The following is a 16,965-nucleotide window of genomic DNA, read 5'->3' as shown; positions in this document are numbered from 1 at the left end:
TAAAAATCGTTAAAGAGAATAATTAAACAAAATGTGTTTTTTAACCATTTAAGAAATATAAGTTCATTTAAGAATTACTAATATGTCCTTACATTTTATATGGTTAAAAAAAACGGCTCCCATTTCTGAAAGCCGTTTATAAAAATTAAAATCGTCTATCGCCATCGAGAAGACTTCCTAAACCACCTAATAAACTGCCTTCGTCACGACTGCTTCCGCCAGCTTTTGGCGCGGATGCTATGATTCTATCGGCGAGTCGGCTGAAAGGCAATGATTGCACATAAACGGTTCCTGGTCCACGAAGTGTGGCGTAAAACAATCCTTCACCACCAAAAATGGAATTCTTGATGCCACCTATAAATTCAATGTCATAATCCACATCTTTAGTAAAACCTACAATACAACCAGTGTCTACTTTTAGGATTTCACCTGTTGCTAATTCTTTTTTGGCTAATGTTCCGCCGGTATGTACGAACGCCAGCCCGTCGCCTTCTATTTTTTGCATGATGAAACCTTCACCGCCAAAAAGTCCGCGTCCCAGTTTTTTAGAGAATTCGATTCCAACTGAAACACCTTTGGCAGCGCAAAGAAATGAATCTTTCTGACAAATGAATTTCCCTCCAAATTGGGTTAAGTCAATTGGTATGATTTTTCCCGGATACGGTGATGCAAAGGAAACTTTGCTTTTAGTATTGTTTTGGTTAATGAAAGCAGTCATGAAGAGACTTTCGCCTGTAAGCACTCTTTTTCCTGCGCTTAAAAGTTTGCCAAACAATCCAGTTTCCTGCCCGGAACCGTCTCCAAAAATAGTTTCCATTTGGATGTTATTGTCCATCATCATAAAACTTCCCGCTTCGGCAATTACAATTTCCTGTGGATCTAATTCTATTTCCACATATTGCATTTCCTCGCCATATATGTGATAATCTATTTCGTGTGCTTGCATGATTTCAGTAATTTAAGTTTTTTGAATAAGTCGAATGTGAATTCAGAATGTTACAGTTTTGCGAGAGGATTATGATATTGAAAAACTTTTGTTGTAGTGATTTGGCTTAGTCGCGCAAGGGATAGAAGCGAAAAGCCCGCAGTGCCGCATTTTTTTTGCGGCACGAGGACTTACTTCACAGTGTGTTTATTTTCATAGGAGTTCAGTGAATTTCATTTGTAGCGAATAGCCCGACGCAGCCGGAGTTTACGGAGGTTGGGTTGCGCCCAAATAAAAAACGGCCTACATTGCTGTAAGCCGTTGTGGTTATAACTATTTGAAAGGAGTTTAACAGTTCATCAATGTTTCAATTTCGTCCACCTCAATCGGGATGTTTCTCATCAAATTGAATGGTTCTCCAGTTTCCTGAACGATTACATTGTCCTCCAATCGAATTCCGAAACCTTCAGATGGAATATAAATTCCCGGTTCCACGGTGAAAACCATATTGGCTTGCATTGGTTCAGTCAGGATTCCATAATCGTGCGTGTCCAATCCCATGTGATGGGAAGTTCCGTGCATGAAATATTTTTTGTAAGCCGGCCATTCCGGGTTTTCATTTTGGACGTCAGCTTTATCTAATAATCCTAAATCAAGTAATTCTGAAGTCATAATTTTTCCCACTTCGAAATGATATTGTTTCCAAAGTGTTCCTGGAGTAAGCATTTTGGTCGCTTCGTTTTTTACTCGTAAAACAGCATTGTAAACGTCTTTTTGTCTGCCGGTGAATTTTCCTGAAACTGGAATCATTCGGGTCATGTCGCTTGAATAATTCGCATATTCTGCCGCTACGTCCAATAAAATCAAATCACCTGCGTGGCATTGTTGGTTATTTTCAATATAATGCAACACATTAGCATTATTTCCGGAAGCAATAATTGGTGTGTAAGCAAAACCTTTGGAACGGTTGCGAATGAATTCGTGAATCAATTCGGCTTCAATTTCGTATTCGGTTACATTTGGTTTAACAAATGAGAGTAGTCTTCTAAAACCTAACTCAGTAATGTTACAGGCATTTTGGATTAAATCCAATTCTTCACTTTCTTTTACTGAACGTAAGCGTTGTAATATCGGATTGCTTTTTGCGACAGCATGCGCGGGATATTTTTCTTTCCACCATTTTACAAAACGCGCTTCACGGGTTTCAGTTTCTACAGTAGCGCGATAATGTTCGTTGGTATTGATGTAAATCGTATCACAATGCGTCATCATTTCGAACAAAATTTTCTCGAAATCCTGTAACCAATATACAGTTCTGATTCCTGAAACTTCATACGCCCGTTCTTTGGTCAGTTTTTCGCCTTCCCAAATCGCAATGTGTTCGCTGGTTTCTTTCAAGAATAACATCTCTCTTTGATGTTCGTATGGTGCATCAGGAAAAAGCAATAAAATACTTTCTTCTTGATCCACTCCGCTTAAATAAAAGATGTCACGGTGTTGTGCAAAAGGCATCGTGCTATCGGCACTTATTGGATAAATATCATTAGAGTTGAAAATAGCAACGCTTTTTGGCTTCATTTGAGCCATGAATTTGGTGCGATTTTTTATAAATAAATCCCGGTCAATTTGATGGTATTTCATAACAATTCGGTTTAAACTTTTAATTACTCAAAAATACTAAGTTTAAATCGTTTTTTGTTATGAATTCGACAAATTTTAAATAAAAAAACACAAAGCGCACAAGAATAAAATTTGCATTTTAAACTTGTACGCTTTGTATTCTTAATTGAAATAATTTTTGTTTAAAACTGTGCTACTTCAGTAGAATCTTTCATGGCTGTTGTAGAAGATTTTCCTGTTGTAACAGTGTTTTGAACCGCATCAAAATAGGACGTTCCAACAAAACCTTGGTGTTTTACCGCTTTAAAACCGTGTTTTTGCAATGCAAATTCTCTCTCCTGTAATTCAGAATATCCAGCCATGCCTCTTTCTTTGTACGCTTTAGATAATTCGAACATGCTTGTGTTTAGCGCATGGAATCCAGCCAAAGTAATAAATTGGAATTTATATCCCATTGCAGCTAAGTCTTCTCTGAAAGTTTCCATTTCGGCAACAGATAATTTAGCAGCCCAGTTGAAAGATGGCGAGCAATTGTATGCTAGCATTTTTCCTGGAAATTCTTTGTGAATGGCATCAGCAAATTGTTTTGCGTAAGCCAAATCAGGATTACTTGTTTCCATCCAAATCAAATCAGCGTAAGGAGCATAACTCAATCCTCTGTCAATTCCTTGTTCAACACCGCAATTTACATAGAAAAATCCTTCTCCCGTTTTTTCTCCAGTAATAAATTTTGTGTCTCTTGGGTCAATATCACTTGTCAATAAGTTGGCCGCATCAGCATCTGTACGGGCAACAATCAACGTTGGCGTTCCCATTACATCGGCCGCTAATCTGGCAGCTATCAGTTTATTGATGGCTTCTTGTGTCGGTACTAATACTTTTCCGCCTAAGTGTCCGCATTTCTTGGCAGAACTCAATTGGTCTTCAAAGTGAACGCCTGCTGCGCCAGCTTCAATCATTGATTTCATTAATTCAAATGCATTTAGATTACCTCCAAAACCAGCTTCGGCATCAGCAACTATAGGAACTAAGTATTGTTTTTTATCGGTTGTTCCGTTTACAACTTGTATTTGGTCTGCACGCAAAAGAGCATTATTGATTCGTTTTACAACCAACGGAACGCTGTTTGCAGGATATAATGATTGGTCAGGATACATTTCGCCGGCAACATTTGCATCAGCGGCAACTTGCCATCCGCTCAAATAAATAGCATCTAATCCCGCTTCTACTTCCTGAATCGCTTGATTTCCGGTAAGAGCACCAAGTCCGGCAACAAAATCCTGAGAATTAAGTTTATTCCATAAATTGTCTGCGCCAATTTTAGCAACGCTATGTTCTATAACATAAGAACCTTGCAATTTTACAACTTCCTCAGCTGTGTATGGGCGTTCAACTCCTTTCCATCTGGGGTTTGTTATCCAATCTGTAACTAATTCCTGAATTCTGGTTTCTGTTGTTTTCATAATAATTTATATGGTTTGTTTGGTTTATTTTTAGATGTATTGGTATCCTGGAATAGTTAAGAATTCGATGAAATTGTCGTTTACAACCAATATGTCTAACAGTTGTTCTGCTAATCTGTATTTCTGTTTTTCGTGATTTTCATCTCCAACAGTTTTTCTTATTTTTTCAAATTCTTCCATGGCTATTCTGTGATAGTATTTTTCGTTTAATACTTTTTGATTGTCCAAAAGCACTTCGTTTTTAAGCCATTGCCACAATTGTGATCTCGAAATTTCTGCAGTAGCAGCATCTTCCATTAAATGATGTAATGCTGTGGCGCCTTGTCCGTTGAGCCATGAAGCGATATACAAAACGGAGATACTGATGTTTTTTCTAACGCCTTCCTCGGTAATTGTTCCTTCTGGAGTTTCTAATAAATCCTTTTCAGTAACGTGTACATCGTCTCTTTTTACATGAATTTGATTTTTCGTTGGCATGTATTTGTCGAATACAGTCATGGCGATCGAAACCAAATCCGGATGTGCTACCCAGGTGCCGTCATGCCCATTTTTTGCCTCACACTCTTTGTCGGCGATTACTTTGTTGAAAGCAATTGTATTGGCTTGCTCGTCATTTTTTATAGGAATTTGAGCTGCCATTCCGCCTATTGCGTGTATGTTGCGTTTGTGGCATCTTTGAATTACCAATTGTGAATAGGCGCTCATAAATGGTGAAGTCATTGTTACCTGATCTCTATTTGGAACAATAAAAGCGGGATTATTTCTTAGTTTTTTGATGTAAGAAAAAATATAATCCCATCTTCCGCAATTAAGACCTACAATGTGATCTCTCAATTCGAAGATTATTTCGTCCAATTGAAAACTGGCAGTTATCGTTTCGATTAAAACAGTAGCTTTGAAAGTCCCGTTTTGTTCTCCTAAATATTCTTGTGCAAATTCAAAAACTTCATTCCACCACCTTGCTTCTAAATAATGTTCCAGCTTTGGTAAATAAAAATAGGGCGCAGTTCCATTTTTTATCAGTTCTTCATGATTATGAAAAGCATACAAACCAAAATCAATAAGTGAACCTGAAGCTTCTTGGCCGTCTATCAAAATATTTTTTTCTGATAAATGCAATCCTCTTGGACGAACAATTAAAACTGCTGTATTTTCATTTAAAGAGTATTTCTTGTTCTTTAAAGGATTATCTAAAGTGATGGTTTTATTTACGGCATCTTTCAAATTTTGTTGACCAGTCATTAAGTTGCTCCAGGTTGGAGAAGTGCTATCTTCAAAATCGGCCATAAAGGTTTTTGCTCCAGAATTAAGCGCATTGATGACCATTTTTCTATCAACAGGACCTGTTATTTCGACTCTTCTGTCTAATAAATCTTTTGGAGTTGTTGCAGCTCGCCAATTGCTTTCTCTAATGCTTTTTGTTTCGGTTGGAAAACAAGGCAAAGCGCCAGCATCAAATTTGACTTGTTGTTTTTTTCTTTCTTCTAATAACAAAAGTCTTTTGTTATTGAATTTTTGATGCAAATCAGTTAAAAAATCAATGGCCTCATCCGTCAGTATTTCGGGATAGTGTTGATTCGTTTCAGTAGAAAACTGGAACTCTCTTTCGGTTGTTTCTGGTTGGTGTATCATGGTTAATATGTTTTACATGACAATATTAGAAAAAAGTTTTTTACAAAACAAGCGAACGTACGCTAAAAATTAAAAAAATATTTTTTTGACGTTTTTGTTTTTTAGCGTATCTTTGAATTTATGAATGTAGAAAAGGATTATATCAAGTTAATTTTTGGGCTGAAACTCAAGCAGGCTCGAACAAATAAGAATTTGTCACTATTTGGTTTGGCTAAAATTACCGACCTTTCAAAATCGTATTTAAACGAAATTGAAAAAGGGAAAAAATATCCTAAAACAGATAAGATTATTCTTTTGTCTGAAAAATTAGACATTTCGTACGATCACATGGTGTCTTTAAAGCTGGATAATAATCTTGCTCCTATAGGTGAAATCTTAAAATCGGGTATTCTAAAAGAAATTCCTTTGGAGATTTTTGGGATTCAAGAAAACGATCTTATCGACATTATTGCCAATGCACCAGCCAAAGTGAATGCGTTTATAAGTACGATTATTGAAATAGCACAGCATTATAATCTGACCCGTGAAAGTTTCTTCTTAGCCGCTTTGCGTTCGTATCAAGAAGCGCATAATAATTACTTTGAAGATTTAGAACTGAAAGTGTTGCAATTTTCTAAAGCGTTTCATGTAAATATTGATACTAAAATTTCTATTGAAGAACTGTCTGCTATATTAATTGAAGAATATGGTTATACCATTAATGAAATTGTTTTTTCGGAACAAGAAGAATTGGGGGATTTAAGGTCGATATTTGTGCCCAAGAGTAAGACTTTATTATTGTCGTTAGATATCGATGAGCCTCAAAAAGCCTTTATTTTGGCAAAAGAAATAGCATATAATTACCTTGAAATTACTGAAAGACTGTACACATTCAGTTGGATAAAATTTGATAATTTCGATCAGGTTCTTAATAATTTTTATGCATCCTATTTTGCCGGAGCATTACTTATTCCGAGGCAAAAACTGATTGATGAATTGAATGTATTTTTGTTGAAAACAGATCCAAAACCACAGGAAATGATTGAACTTATGGGAAAATTCAATGTTTCGCCTGAATCTTTCTATCAAAGACTGACGAATATTTTGCCCAAGGATTTTCAGCTAAAAAACCTATTTTTCCTTCGATTGTCTCACAAAATTGGTGCGGATACGTATCAAATAAAAAAAGAATTGCACATCACCAATCAACAGGAGCCGCATGCTAATGAAATGAATGAGCATTATTGCCGAAGATGGGTGTCGATTAAAACCATTGAAAATGCAATTAAACAAAATAAAACACACTTTTTTGATGCGCAAATTTCACGTTATGACAACAGTAATAATGAGTATTTGGTATTTTCTTCAGCGACACTTGATCCTTTCAAAAAAGATTGTTTAAGAAGTATATCTGTGGGAATATTGATTACGCCAAGTGTCAAGAAAAAATTTAAATTCATTGATAATAAATCCATACAAAAACAAATTGTTGGGGTGACTTGTGAAACTTGTGCGGTGAAAAATTGTTTGGAAAGAGCTTCGCCTCCAATTCAGTTAGAGCAAAAGACTCGAAATGAAAACACGGATTTAATCGTACAGCAATATATGAGCAAATTCAGTTAGACGGATGCTCTGTTTAAGTAAAAAGCACCGAAAGTTCAATTAAGAATTCTCGGTGCTTTTTTCAGTAGGAATATAAAATTAATCAACCCATTTGTAATAACGAGCTCCTAATAGATTCGGAATTTCTTTTTCTATTCGGTTCAAAATCCATTCGTTTTTTGGAAGTTGAATGCTTTGTTTCTGTTCTTTTTTATGAAGTTTTTCGTAAGTTGGAAAATCAATTTCAAGGCTTTCTTCTAAGGTTTCGAAAAGATTTACATTGGTAATTGCAGCTTTCCAATCTGGTTGAATTGTTCCTTCAAAGACCTTAGATTTAGAACCGCTTCCATAAGCTAAAAATCCAAATTTTGAATTTGAAATTTCTTTTTTGGTATCATAAAAATGTGCTAAAGTCGAAAGTAATCCCATAAAAATGGAACCGGTATATAAATTACCAATTAAGGAAGAAGCTAATTCGGCAGGCATTAATTTTTCATTTACAAAACGCTGGTATTCTTCAGATTTGCTGATTCCTTTCAATTTATTTTGGTATTCCGAAGCATCTTCGTTTCCAGAGATAGTTTTACTTTCGGCATCTAAAGCATAAATCTCAGATAGCATGCGACGTCCTTGAAATGCATAAGGCAAATGCATGATGATGCTTTCCCATGAATTGTAGATAGTTTCGTCAGTGTTTTTTAATTTTTTTAATGAAAAATAGGCGTTTCTGGTACGATCCATATAACATTGGTTGGAGTATTGTCCGTCAAAAACCGGTTGGTCTTTGTGGATTTCTATTTCGGCTTCAAGATTGTCAAACCACGATTCATTGTTTTTGTTTTCTGTAATTTCTTCTTTTGAAAGTGTTCTAAACGGTTTGAAAAAGTCAAAAACACCTTTTGTACTTGTCGCCCAATTGTTGTCGAATGCAATAATTCTAGGATTTGAAGTGATCAACATTGCTAAAGCTCCCGCGCCTTGAGTATATTCTCCGGTTGAATTCAAATCGTATTTTGCAAAATCAGTAGTGACAACAATTGCTTTTTTGGTTGGATTCAATTTTACAAAATCAAGGCAGTTTTGCAAAGCATCAACGCCACCGATACAGGCAAAAGTAAAATCGACTACATCGCATTCGGATAAAGTGTTTTCTCCAAATTTTTGTTCCATTAAGGCTATTAGAAAAGAGCTAATTGGTTTAGAACTGTCTATGGCACTTTCGGTTCCAACATATATTCTTGCAATTTCGTTTAGATTTAGATTGTTTTCTTGAGTCAGTTTTGTCAATGCATTTGCAGCAAAAACAACGGTGTCTTGATGAATATCTGGCAATGTCATTTTGATTAAACCTAAGCCTTTTTCTAATTTTTCAGGTTCAATATTTCTGGCTTTTGCCAAAGTTTTAATGGGTAAATGTATTTTAGCAACATCAAAAGAGATGGAATCAATTCCTGTTTTCATTATTCAATTTTTAACGTGTAAAGTTAAAAATGCATTGTCTTGGTGCAATTGTTTTAGGGGTATAAAATGAAGGTACTTGGTGTTTTTGTTAATTTAGAAATAAACAATAATAAAAATTATTGAATTGGTAATTTTAGTCTCTTTGTAGATTGATTTTTAGTAAATTTCGTTATGTCTTATTTAAGATTTTTTTCTTTTTTGTTTAACTGTTTATTTTTCTGTTTTTTGAATTTTGTTTGATTTTTAAGGATTTCTTGTTTTTTTGTGTAAAACACTTTAAAATCATTATAAATAACAACGAAAAGGTTGTAGTTCCTGTCTAATTGCTTTATTTTTGTAGAATTTTTTAAAACAAATTATATAAATCTTATGGCAAAATCTGCATTATTGAAATCGTCAATAGCAAAAAAAGTAGCTATGGCACTTTCAGGACTTTTTTTGATGTTGTTTCTAGCACAGCATTTTTTTATCAATATGACATCGGTCTTTAGTTCCGATACTTTTAATTCTATATCCCATTATATGGGAAATAATCCTCTTGTTCAATTCGTAATTCAGCCTATTTTAATTGTTGGTGTGATTTTTCACTTCATTATGGGTTTTGTTTTGGATTTCAAAAATAGAAGTGCCAGGCCAATTGCTTATGCAAAGAATAACGGAGCTGCCAATTCTTCTTGGGCTTCAAGAAACATGATTGTTACCGGTTCAGTTGTTTTGGCTTTTATAGCGTTGCATTTTTACGATTTTTGGTTTCCTGAAATGGTTTATAAGTATGTAGATGTTAGTCCATTAAATGAGACTAGATATTTTCATGAAATGACTGAAAAATTCGAAAGTCCTGTTCGTACAGCATTGTATAGTATATCATTCTTATTGTTGTCATTGCACCTGTGGCATGGTTTTAATTCTTCCTTTCAATCGGTAGGTTTTAATAATAAATATTCAAGATCGTTACATAAATTAGGATATGCTTTTGCAATTGTAGTTCCTTTTGGTTTCATTTTCATTGCATTATTTCATCATTTTAATCATTAATATTAAATTATAAATGGCATTAGATTCAAAAATTCCTAGCGGTCCAATTTCGGACAAATGGACAAATTATAAAGATCATATTAATTTAGTAAACCCTGCTAACAAACGTAATTTAGATGTAATTATTGTTGGTACAGGTCTTGCTGGAGGTTCTGCTGCTGCAACTTTAGCAGAATTAGGATATAACGTAAAAGCTTTTTGCTTTCAAGATTCACCACGTCGTGCGCACTCAATTGCTGCACAAGGGGGAATTAACGCTGCAAAAAATTATCAAGGTGATGGAGATTCAACTTTCCGTTTATTTTATGATACTGTAAAAGGGGGCGATTACCGTGCTCGTGAAGCAAACGTGCACCGTTTAGCAGAAGTTTCTTCGAATATTATTGACCAATGTGTGGCACAAGGTGTTCCGTTGGCTCGTGAATATGGGGGATTATTAGATAACCGTTCTTTTGGTGGGACATTGGTTTCTAGAACTTTTTATGCAAAAGGGCAAACAGGACAACAGTTATTACTAGGTGCTTATTCAGCAATGAACCGCCAGATAGGTCGTGGAAAAATAAAAATGCACAACCGTCACGAAATGCTTGATTTAGTAGTCGTAAACGGAAAAGCGAGAGGGATTATAGCTCGTAACTTAGTTACTGGTGAAATAGAAAGACATTCAGCACATGCAGTTGTTATTGCTTCTGGAGGTTACGGAAATGTATTTTTCCTTTCTACAAATGCAATGGGAAGTAATGCGACAGCAGCTTGGAAAATCCACAAAAAAGGAGCTTTCTTCGCAAATCCTTGCTACACACAAATTCACCCAACCTGTATTCCGGTTTCTGGAGATCACCAATCGAAATTGACATTAATGTCGGAATCATTGCGTAATGACGGACGTATTTGGGTTCCTGCAAAATTAGAGGATGCCAAAGCTATTCGTGAAGGTAAAAAGAAACCAACGGATTTGTCTGAAGCGGAAAGAGATTATTACTTGGAAAGAAGATACCCAGCTTTTGGAAATCTTGTTCCTCGTGATGTTGCTTCACGTGCAGCCAAAGAGCGTTGTGATGCTGGTTTTGGTATAAATAAAACTGGTGAAGCTGTATATCTTGATTTTGCTGCAGCAATACAACGTTACGGAAAAGAACAAGTATATGTTAAAGGTTTAGATGCAAATGACACTAAATTAATCATTAAATTAGGGACAGAAGTTGTTGCTAATAAATATGGTAATTTATTCCAGATGTATGAAAAAATCGTTGATGAAAATCCATATTCAACTCCAATGATGATTTACCCAGCGGTACATTATACTATGGGAGGAACTTGGGTTGATTATAACTTACAAACTACAATTCCAGGATGTTTTTCAATTGGAGAATCTAATTTTTCTGATCACGGAGCTAACAGACTTGGAGCTTCAGCATTGATGCAAGGTTTGGCAGATGGATATTTTGTATTGCCATATACTATTGGAGATTATTTATCACCAGATATTAAAATGGGAACAATATCCACAGATTTACCTGAATTTGTTGCTGCAGAAAAAGCGGTGAAAGATCAGATTGAAAAATTCATGAACAATAACGGAACACATTCCGTTGACTATTTTCATAAGAAATTAGGAAAAATTATGTGGGATAAAGTAGGGATGGCTCGTAATGCTAAAGGATTAAATGAAGCGATTGTTGAAATTGCCGCTTTACGAGAAGAATTCTACAAAGATGTAAAAGTTCCTGGAGATGCTAATGGATTGAATCAAGAATTGGAAAAAGCGACTCGTGTTGCCGATTTCCTTGAATTGGGAGAATTGTTTGCTAAAGATGCTTTACATCGCAATGAATCTTGTGGAGGACATTTCCGTGAAGAATACCAAACAGAAGAAGGTGAAGCGCAACGTGACGATGAGAATTTCGCATACGTAGCCGCATGGGAATACACTGGAAAACCAAGTGAGGCTGTTTTGCATAAAGAGCCGTTGGTATTTGATAACGTGAAACTAGTTCAAAGAAGTTATAAATAGAATTTAGTCAAAAGTTAAAAGTCAAAAGTCTTAAAGTAAAGGGCTTTCGACCTTAGACTTTCAGACTTTCAAACTAAAAAAATATGAAACTTACATTAAAAATATGGCGTCAGAAAAATGCCGCTGCAGAAGGAAAAATAGTCGAATATCCTATAGATCATATTGAACCGGATATGTCTTTCCTTGAAATGCTTGACATTTTGAATGATGAATTAATCATGAAAGGAGACGAACCAGTAGCATTTGATCATGATTGTCGCGAAGGAATTTGCGGAATGTGTTCTTTATATATCAATGGCGAGGCTCACGGACCAGACAAAGGTGTTACAACATGTCAATTGCACATGAGAATGTTCAAGGATGGCGATACGATTTTTATTGAGCCGTTTAGAGCGAAAGCATTTCCTGTAATTAAAGATTTAGTTGTGGACAGAAGCTCTTTTGACAGAATTCAACATGCTGGGGGATTTATATCTGTAAACACATCAGGAAATACTATTGATGCCAATACAATTCCAATTAACAAGAAAGATGCCGATGATGCTTTTGATGCAGCTGCTTGTATTGGTTGTGGTGCTTGTGTTGCGAGTTGTAAAAACTCATCGGCTATGTTATTTGTCGCTGCAAAAGTATCTCAATATGCGTTATTGCCACAAGGAAGAATTGAAGCTACTGACAGGGTTTTAAATATGGTTAGCCAAATGGATGCTGAAGGTTTTGGGAACTGTACCAATACTGGAGCTTGTGAAGTAGAATGTCCAAAAGGAATTTCTCTTGAAAACATTGCTCGAATGAACAGAGAATATATGTCTGCAAGTCTGAAAGGATAAAACCTAATAAGTGAAATTAATAAACGCATTCAATGTAAAAGTTGAATGCGTTTTTTTTTATCTTTATAAAAATGATTTCAAATGAAAACGGCACTTATACAATCACCTTTATATTGGGAAAGCCCAAAACAAAATCGAGACTATTTCGAAGAAAAAATCAATACAATTAGTGATGATATTGATTTGATTGTACTTCCGGAAATGTTTACATCTGGTTTTACTATGAGTCCGGAGAATGTTGCGGAGACGATGAAAGGCGAAACGGTAACGTGGGCTAAATCGTTGGCTAAGGCCAAAAAAACTGCCATTACGGGAAGTCTAGTTATTGAAGAAAATAGTAATTTTTACAACAGAATGGTTTTCGTGTTTCCATCAGGGGAAATTCAATTCTATGATAAAAAACACTTATTTACTCTGGCCGGAGAAGATAAAGTGTACACTAGCGGAACCCAAAAAATCATTGTAGATTATTTAGGTTGGAAAATTTGCCTGCAAGTATGTTACGATTTAAGATTTCCAGTATTCTCCAGAAATTTTGAGGACTATGATTTGCTAATTTATGTTGCAAGTTGGCCAAAAATTAGAATAAATGCATGGGATACATTACTTAAAGCGCGTGCAATAGAAAATATGAGTTATGCGATTGGGGTTAACAGAATAGGTGAGGACAATAATGGATATCAATATACCGGACACTCACAAGTGGTTGATTTTTTAGGAAATTGTATAGTCGAACCTGTGGAATCTGAAAGTATTCTGTTCGCTGAATTAAATAAAAAAGAGATGTTGCAAAGCAGACAAAAGTTAGGTTTTTTGAATGATAGGGATGCTTTTGAAATAAAAAAATAATTTATTTATTCTTTTTTTTATCCGTTTTCTTTTTAGGTTCAGGAATGTAAGGAAGACTCAAATCAAATACTTGGTTTACGTCCCAGTTAGCACGAACATCTATTTCCTTAGAAAAATAAATCACTTCCTCCGCTTGACGTTTTTCTAAATAATTCCCCGAATCCCATTCCTTATTTTTGTTTTCATCATAAATGGCTCTAAGCGTGTAAAGTGCAGGTTCAATTAGGTTGAAGTCAATTGTGGTGTTTTTTTCAGAGTATTCAGTGGCTAAAACTTCTCCTTTTTTATTGGTCAATTCTACAATAACAGGAAATTGTTTTGCATTTTGTAAAGACACACTTAGATTTCCATAATCAGCGGTGTTTTTTGTAGTTACTTTATAAGTCAACGAATCATTTGATTTTTCAAAAAAATCAGTTAATGCACCAGATAGAATGGAAATAGTGTACTGCTCTGAAGGTTCTTTCTGAAAATCGAGATGTAGTTTCTGATTAAATTCGTCATATTCAGTAGTAAAAGGGATTGAGGTCTCTCCTTTGTTGGTTAATTTTATTTTTGAATTATCAAAACCTATTAGTGGCGTAGCAGTTTCTAATGTAAATCGATCCCTGAAATTTAATACGCCGCTTTGTACAGCACTTATATTTAGAGTGTCCTTTTTCTGGTCTTTAATTTTAAAGCTGAAATTTCCGTTGTATTTGTCTTTGGCTACAGCCAAAGCTAACGAATCTGCTTTTATGGGTTTATACCATATCTGCAGGGAATCCTTTTTAGGTAATTGAGTAACAATTGTAGATAGGATTTCATTATTGTTTTTCAGGGTTATCTTTGGTCTGGAATTAGCTTGATTTACTTTTCCTTCATAACCCATCAGTAATCGGTTTCCAGATGCCTGACTTGGTTTATAAGCCTTGAATGCAAGAGCTTCCCTGAATAATGCTAATTCATAAACGGTATCATTTGGAATGGTAATAAATTGTTTGTTAAATCCAATTTTGTCTTTTTTTGGATTAAATTTATTATTGTTATTGTAGTCTTTCATTGCTACAAGAAGGTATTTTCCGGCTTTTAAATTCTCTAAACGAAATGTTTTTAGACTGTCCAGGGTATTTGTTACGTATCTGGGGTTTTCATTATACACAATTGAATCCTTAAAGTTGTCATTTATTTCATACAACATGACTGAAACGAATGATTCTACTTCTTTGTCATAAGCATCTTTTACAGTTCCGCCGAGAGACAAAGAATCGATATAGTCCCCGGTTGAAAACACATATTTGAACTGGTTGAACGGATTTCCTTCGTTATTATCAGCTATACTTTGGCCAAAGTTGAAGCTGTAAGTTGTGTTGGGTTGCAGTGTGTCTTTTATTTTGATTGTAATAAATTTACTTGCAGTTGTTGGAAGAATCAAAGGTTCATTTTTCATCGGTGGCGAAATAATCAACTGTTTGTTCAGATTCTTTAATTTAATGTTTTCGTCAAACACTAATTTAATTTCGTTTCCCTTGAAATTGGTATTGAAATTCTTTGGGAAACTCATTTTTAAAACGGGTGCAATAGTGTCTTTCAAGCCTCCGGTAATGCTTCCTCTTTTTGCACAACCAATCATAAGTAAAATCAGAAATAAGGAAATATATTTTAAATTGTTTTTCAACATATCAAATCAAAATTAGAATTTACAAAATAACAATTATAATTAATGTAATCGAAACTTTTTATCGAATTATTATGAGGTATTTAACTAGGCTTATTTTTATAATTCTTCCTGTTTTTTATGATTTTTAATGTTTAATTTTACATGGCTTTAAGGCTGGTGAATTTTAAAAAATACAATTTTTCTGCCTTTAAATTTTATAATTAATTTTCAGTTGAATATTTAAATAATGAGAAAAATAGAACATATAGGAATTGCGGTCAAAGATTTAGGAGTGTCAAATTTAATTTTCGAAAAACTCTTTGGTGTTCCGGCCTATAAATTTGAAGATGTGGTAACTGAAGGGGTGACAACCTCTTTTTTTATGAATGGACCCAATAAAATTGAACTTCTTGCCGCAACCAACCCAGAAAGTCCTATTGCCAAATTTATAGAGAAAAAGGGAGAAGGAATACATCATATCGCTTTTGATGTTGAAGATATTATATCAGAAATCGCTCGTTTGAAAAAAGAAGGATTTGTTGTCTTGAATGAAGTTCCAAAGAAAGGCGCCGATAACAAGCTTGTTGCTTTTTTGCATCCCAAAAGCACTAATGGCGTTCTAATAGAACTATGTCAGGAAATCAGATAATTTTATTTCAGACAAAAGGGTAGAATTCTAGTATTCAGTTGGTTTCTATTTCAAAGTTATCAATAATGAAACTATCTGAAAATCTAAGTCAAAAATATTTGGAGCGAATGAAAAATAGTGGTAATATTGCAAACTCTTAACCGGTCCTATAGCTCAGTTGGTTAGAGCACCTGACTCATAATCAGGTGGTCCCTGGTTCGAGCCCAGGTGGGACCACTTTAAAAAGCCTTTCAAGCAATTGAAAGGCTTTTTTTATAACAATATAAAGGCGAATTTGACGTAAAAAAATCATACTTTTGTCACGATTACTGTTGTTTTTGTTAAAGCTATGAGTTTGTTTTGTGAAAAAAATAAATATCAAATAAAAATATTTTTTGAGAGTAATTGATGCTTTATTTTTCTTATTTATTTTATGAAAATTTTTAAAAGTATTTTTTTTATTATAATCATATTTATGCTTGGCATTTTCAATGCTATAGCGGCAGATCCTCCTGTGCCATCGCCAATGGGAAGAAGAAAACCGCCTCCGCCTCCGGGTTTGCCTATTGACGAACATATTTTTATAGCAATGATAATTGCGGTGCTATTCGGGATTTATATCATTTATAGCTTTAAATTAAAAACAGAAACTCCAATTTAAATTGGAGTTTCTGTTTTTTATAAGGTTTTTGTAATTTTCTATTTGTTGGCGTATAGTCTTGAAACGTATTTACCAATCACATCAAATTCAAGATTGATTTTTGTGCCAATTTCAAAGGTTTTGAAGTTGGTATGTTCATGGGTATAAGGAATGATTGCCACGCTAAATTGATTTTTCTTCGAGTTTACTACTGTTAAACTTACTCCGTTTACTGTAATGGATCCTTTTTCGATAGTGATGTTGTTGAGTTTCTCATCATATTCAAAAGTATAATACCAACTTCCGTTGGTTTCTTCTGCAGTGATACAGGTTCCTATTTGGTCAACATGTCCTTGTACGATATGTCCGTCAAGTCTGTCGCCCAGCTTCATTGCTCTTTCCAGGTTTACGTTATCGCCGACTTTCCAATCAGATAAATTCGTTTTTTTTATGGTTTCGTCAATGGCCGTTACGGTGTAAAAAGTATTTTTTAAGGCGACAACTGTCAAACAAATTCCATTGTGAGCTACACTTTGATCTATTTGTAGTTCGCTGGTAATTGAAGAATCCATCGTAATATGAATATTGTCTTTTTCTTTTTTTATTTCTTGGATTACACCAAGGGTTTCTATTATTCCTGTAAACATT

Annotated in this window: 14 protein-coding genes and 1 tRNA gene; 8 read left to right on the top strand and 7 right to left on the bottom strand. The window is 34.7% G+C overall.

From position 1 onward, the window contains the following. Window positions 1-145: 145 nt before the first annotated feature. From ACNO7W_RS06650 to aceB, 4 genes are all read right to left on the bottom strand, one after another. Window positions 146-946, bottom strand: coding sequence for a TIGR00266 family protein (locus tag ACNO7W_RS06650; protein WP_417937493.1), 801 nt, complete (start codon window positions 944-946; stop codon window positions 146-148). A 327-nt stretch (window positions 947-1,273) separates the two neighbouring features. Further along, window positions 1,274-2,566 (bottom strand): aminopeptidase P family protein, encoded by a 1,293-nt coding sequence (locus ACNO7W_RS06645; protein WP_417937492.1) that lies wholly within the window; start codon window positions 2,564-2,566, stop codon window positions 1,274-1,276. A gap of 161 nt (window positions 2,567-2,727) precedes the next feature. After that, window positions 2,728-4,008: an isocitrate lyase gene (gene aceA / locus ACNO7W_RS06640; RefSeq protein ID WP_417937491.1), complete on the bottom strand. Its 1,281-nt coding sequence runs from the start codon at window positions 4,006-4,008 to the stop codon at window positions 2,728-2,730. A gap of 30 nt (window positions 4,009-4,038) precedes the next feature. After that, window positions 4,039-5,640 (bottom strand): malate synthase A, encoded by a 1,602-nt coding sequence (aceB, locus tag ACNO7W_RS06635; protein ID WP_417937490.1) that lies wholly within the window; start codon window positions 5,638-5,640, stop codon window positions 4,039-4,041. 120 nt (window positions 5,641-5,760) lie between these two features. Between aceB and ACNO7W_RS06630 the strand changes: the two genes are divergently transcribed. Continuing rightward, a complete protein-coding gene (locus ACNO7W_RS06630; RefSeq protein WP_417937489.1) occupies window positions 5,761-7,242 on the top strand; it encodes a helix-turn-helix domain-containing protein in 1,482 nt (493 codons plus the stop codon). A gap of 78 nt (window positions 7,243-7,320) precedes the next feature. Here ACNO7W_RS06630 and ACNO7W_RS06625 read toward each other — a convergent pair whose 3' ends face one another. Next, window positions 7,321-8,682, bottom strand: coding sequence for a hydroxymethylglutaryl-CoA synthase family protein (locus ACNO7W_RS06625; RefSeq protein WP_143387020.1), 1,362 nt, complete (start codon window positions 8,680-8,682; stop codon window positions 7,321-7,323). Between the two features lie 369 nt (window positions 8,683-9,051). Between ACNO7W_RS06625 and ACNO7W_RS06620 the strand changes: the two genes are divergently transcribed. The 4 genes from ACNO7W_RS06620 to ACNO7W_RS06605 all read left to right on the top strand — a co-directional run bounded on the left by ACNO7W_RS06620 (window position 9,052) and on the right by ACNO7W_RS06605 (window position 13,410). After that, a complete protein-coding gene (locus tag ACNO7W_RS06620; RefSeq protein ID WP_417937488.1) occupies window positions 9,052-9,717 on the top strand; it encodes a succinate dehydrogenase cytochrome b subunit in 666 nt (221 codons plus the stop codon). Between the two features lie 13 nt (window positions 9,718-9,730). Continuing rightward, window positions 9,731-11,731 (top strand): fumarate reductase/succinate dehydrogenase flavoprotein subunit, encoded by a 2,001-nt coding sequence (locus tag ACNO7W_RS06615; RefSeq protein ID WP_417937487.1) that lies wholly within the window; start codon window positions 9,731-9,733, stop codon window positions 11,729-11,731. A gap of 83 nt (window positions 11,732-11,814) precedes the next feature. Beyond that, window positions 11,815-12,561, top strand: a complete 747-nt coding sequence (locus ACNO7W_RS06610) for a succinate dehydrogenase/fumarate reductase iron-sulfur subunit (RefSeq protein WP_417937486.1) — start codon at window positions 11,815-11,817, stop codon at window positions 12,559-12,561. Between the two features lie 81 nt (window positions 12,562-12,642). After that, complete coding sequence (locus ACNO7W_RS06605; protein WP_417937485.1) at window positions 12,643-13,410, top strand: nitrilase family protein; 768 nt, start codon at window positions 12,643-12,645, stop codon at window positions 13,408-13,410. Between the two features lies 1 nt (window position 13,411). Here ACNO7W_RS06605 and ACNO7W_RS06600 read toward each other — a convergent pair whose 3' ends face one another. Continuing rightward, window positions 13,412-15,070 carry an Ig-like domain-containing protein gene (locus ACNO7W_RS06600; protein ID WP_417937484.1) on the bottom strand — a complete coding sequence of 553 codons (1,659 nt, stop codon included), beginning with the start codon at window positions 15,068-15,070 and terminating at the stop codon, window positions 13,412-13,414. 226 nt (window positions 15,071-15,296) lie between these two features. Between ACNO7W_RS06600 and mce the strand changes: the two genes are divergently transcribed. From mce to ACNO7W_RS06585, 3 genes are all read left to right on the top strand, one after another. Then, a complete protein-coding gene (mce, locus tag ACNO7W_RS06595) occupies window positions 15,297-15,698 on the top strand; it encodes a methylmalonyl-CoA epimerase (protein WP_417937483.1) in 402 nt (133 codons plus the stop codon). Window positions 15,699-15,840: 142 nt separating this feature from the next. After that, window positions 15,841-15,914, top strand: a tRNA-Ile gene (locus tag ACNO7W_RS06590). 238 nt (window positions 15,915-16,152) lie between these two features. Then, a complete protein-coding gene (locus ACNO7W_RS06585) occupies window positions 16,153-16,338 on the top strand; it encodes a hypothetical protein (protein WP_417937482.1) in 186 nt (61 codons plus the stop codon). Between the two features lie 38 nt (window positions 16,339-16,376). Here ACNO7W_RS06585 and ACNO7W_RS06580 read toward each other — a convergent pair whose 3' ends face one another. Next, window positions 16,377-16,964 carry a riboflavin synthase gene (locus ACNO7W_RS06580; protein WP_417937481.1) on the bottom strand — a complete coding sequence of 196 codons (588 nt, stop codon included), beginning with the start codon at window positions 16,962-16,964 and terminating at the stop codon, window positions 16,377-16,379. Window position 16,965: the final 1 nt, after the last annotated feature.

The organism is Flavobacterium sp. ZB4R12 (assembly GCF_048276375.1).
In the GTDB taxonomy this organism is placed as follows: Bacteria; Bacteroidota; Bacteroidia; order Flavobacteriales; family Flavobacteriaceae; genus Flavobacterium; species Flavobacterium gawalongense.
Note: the sequence above shows the minus strand (reverse complement) of the source record. Positions and strands in the feature narration are given on the sequence as shown.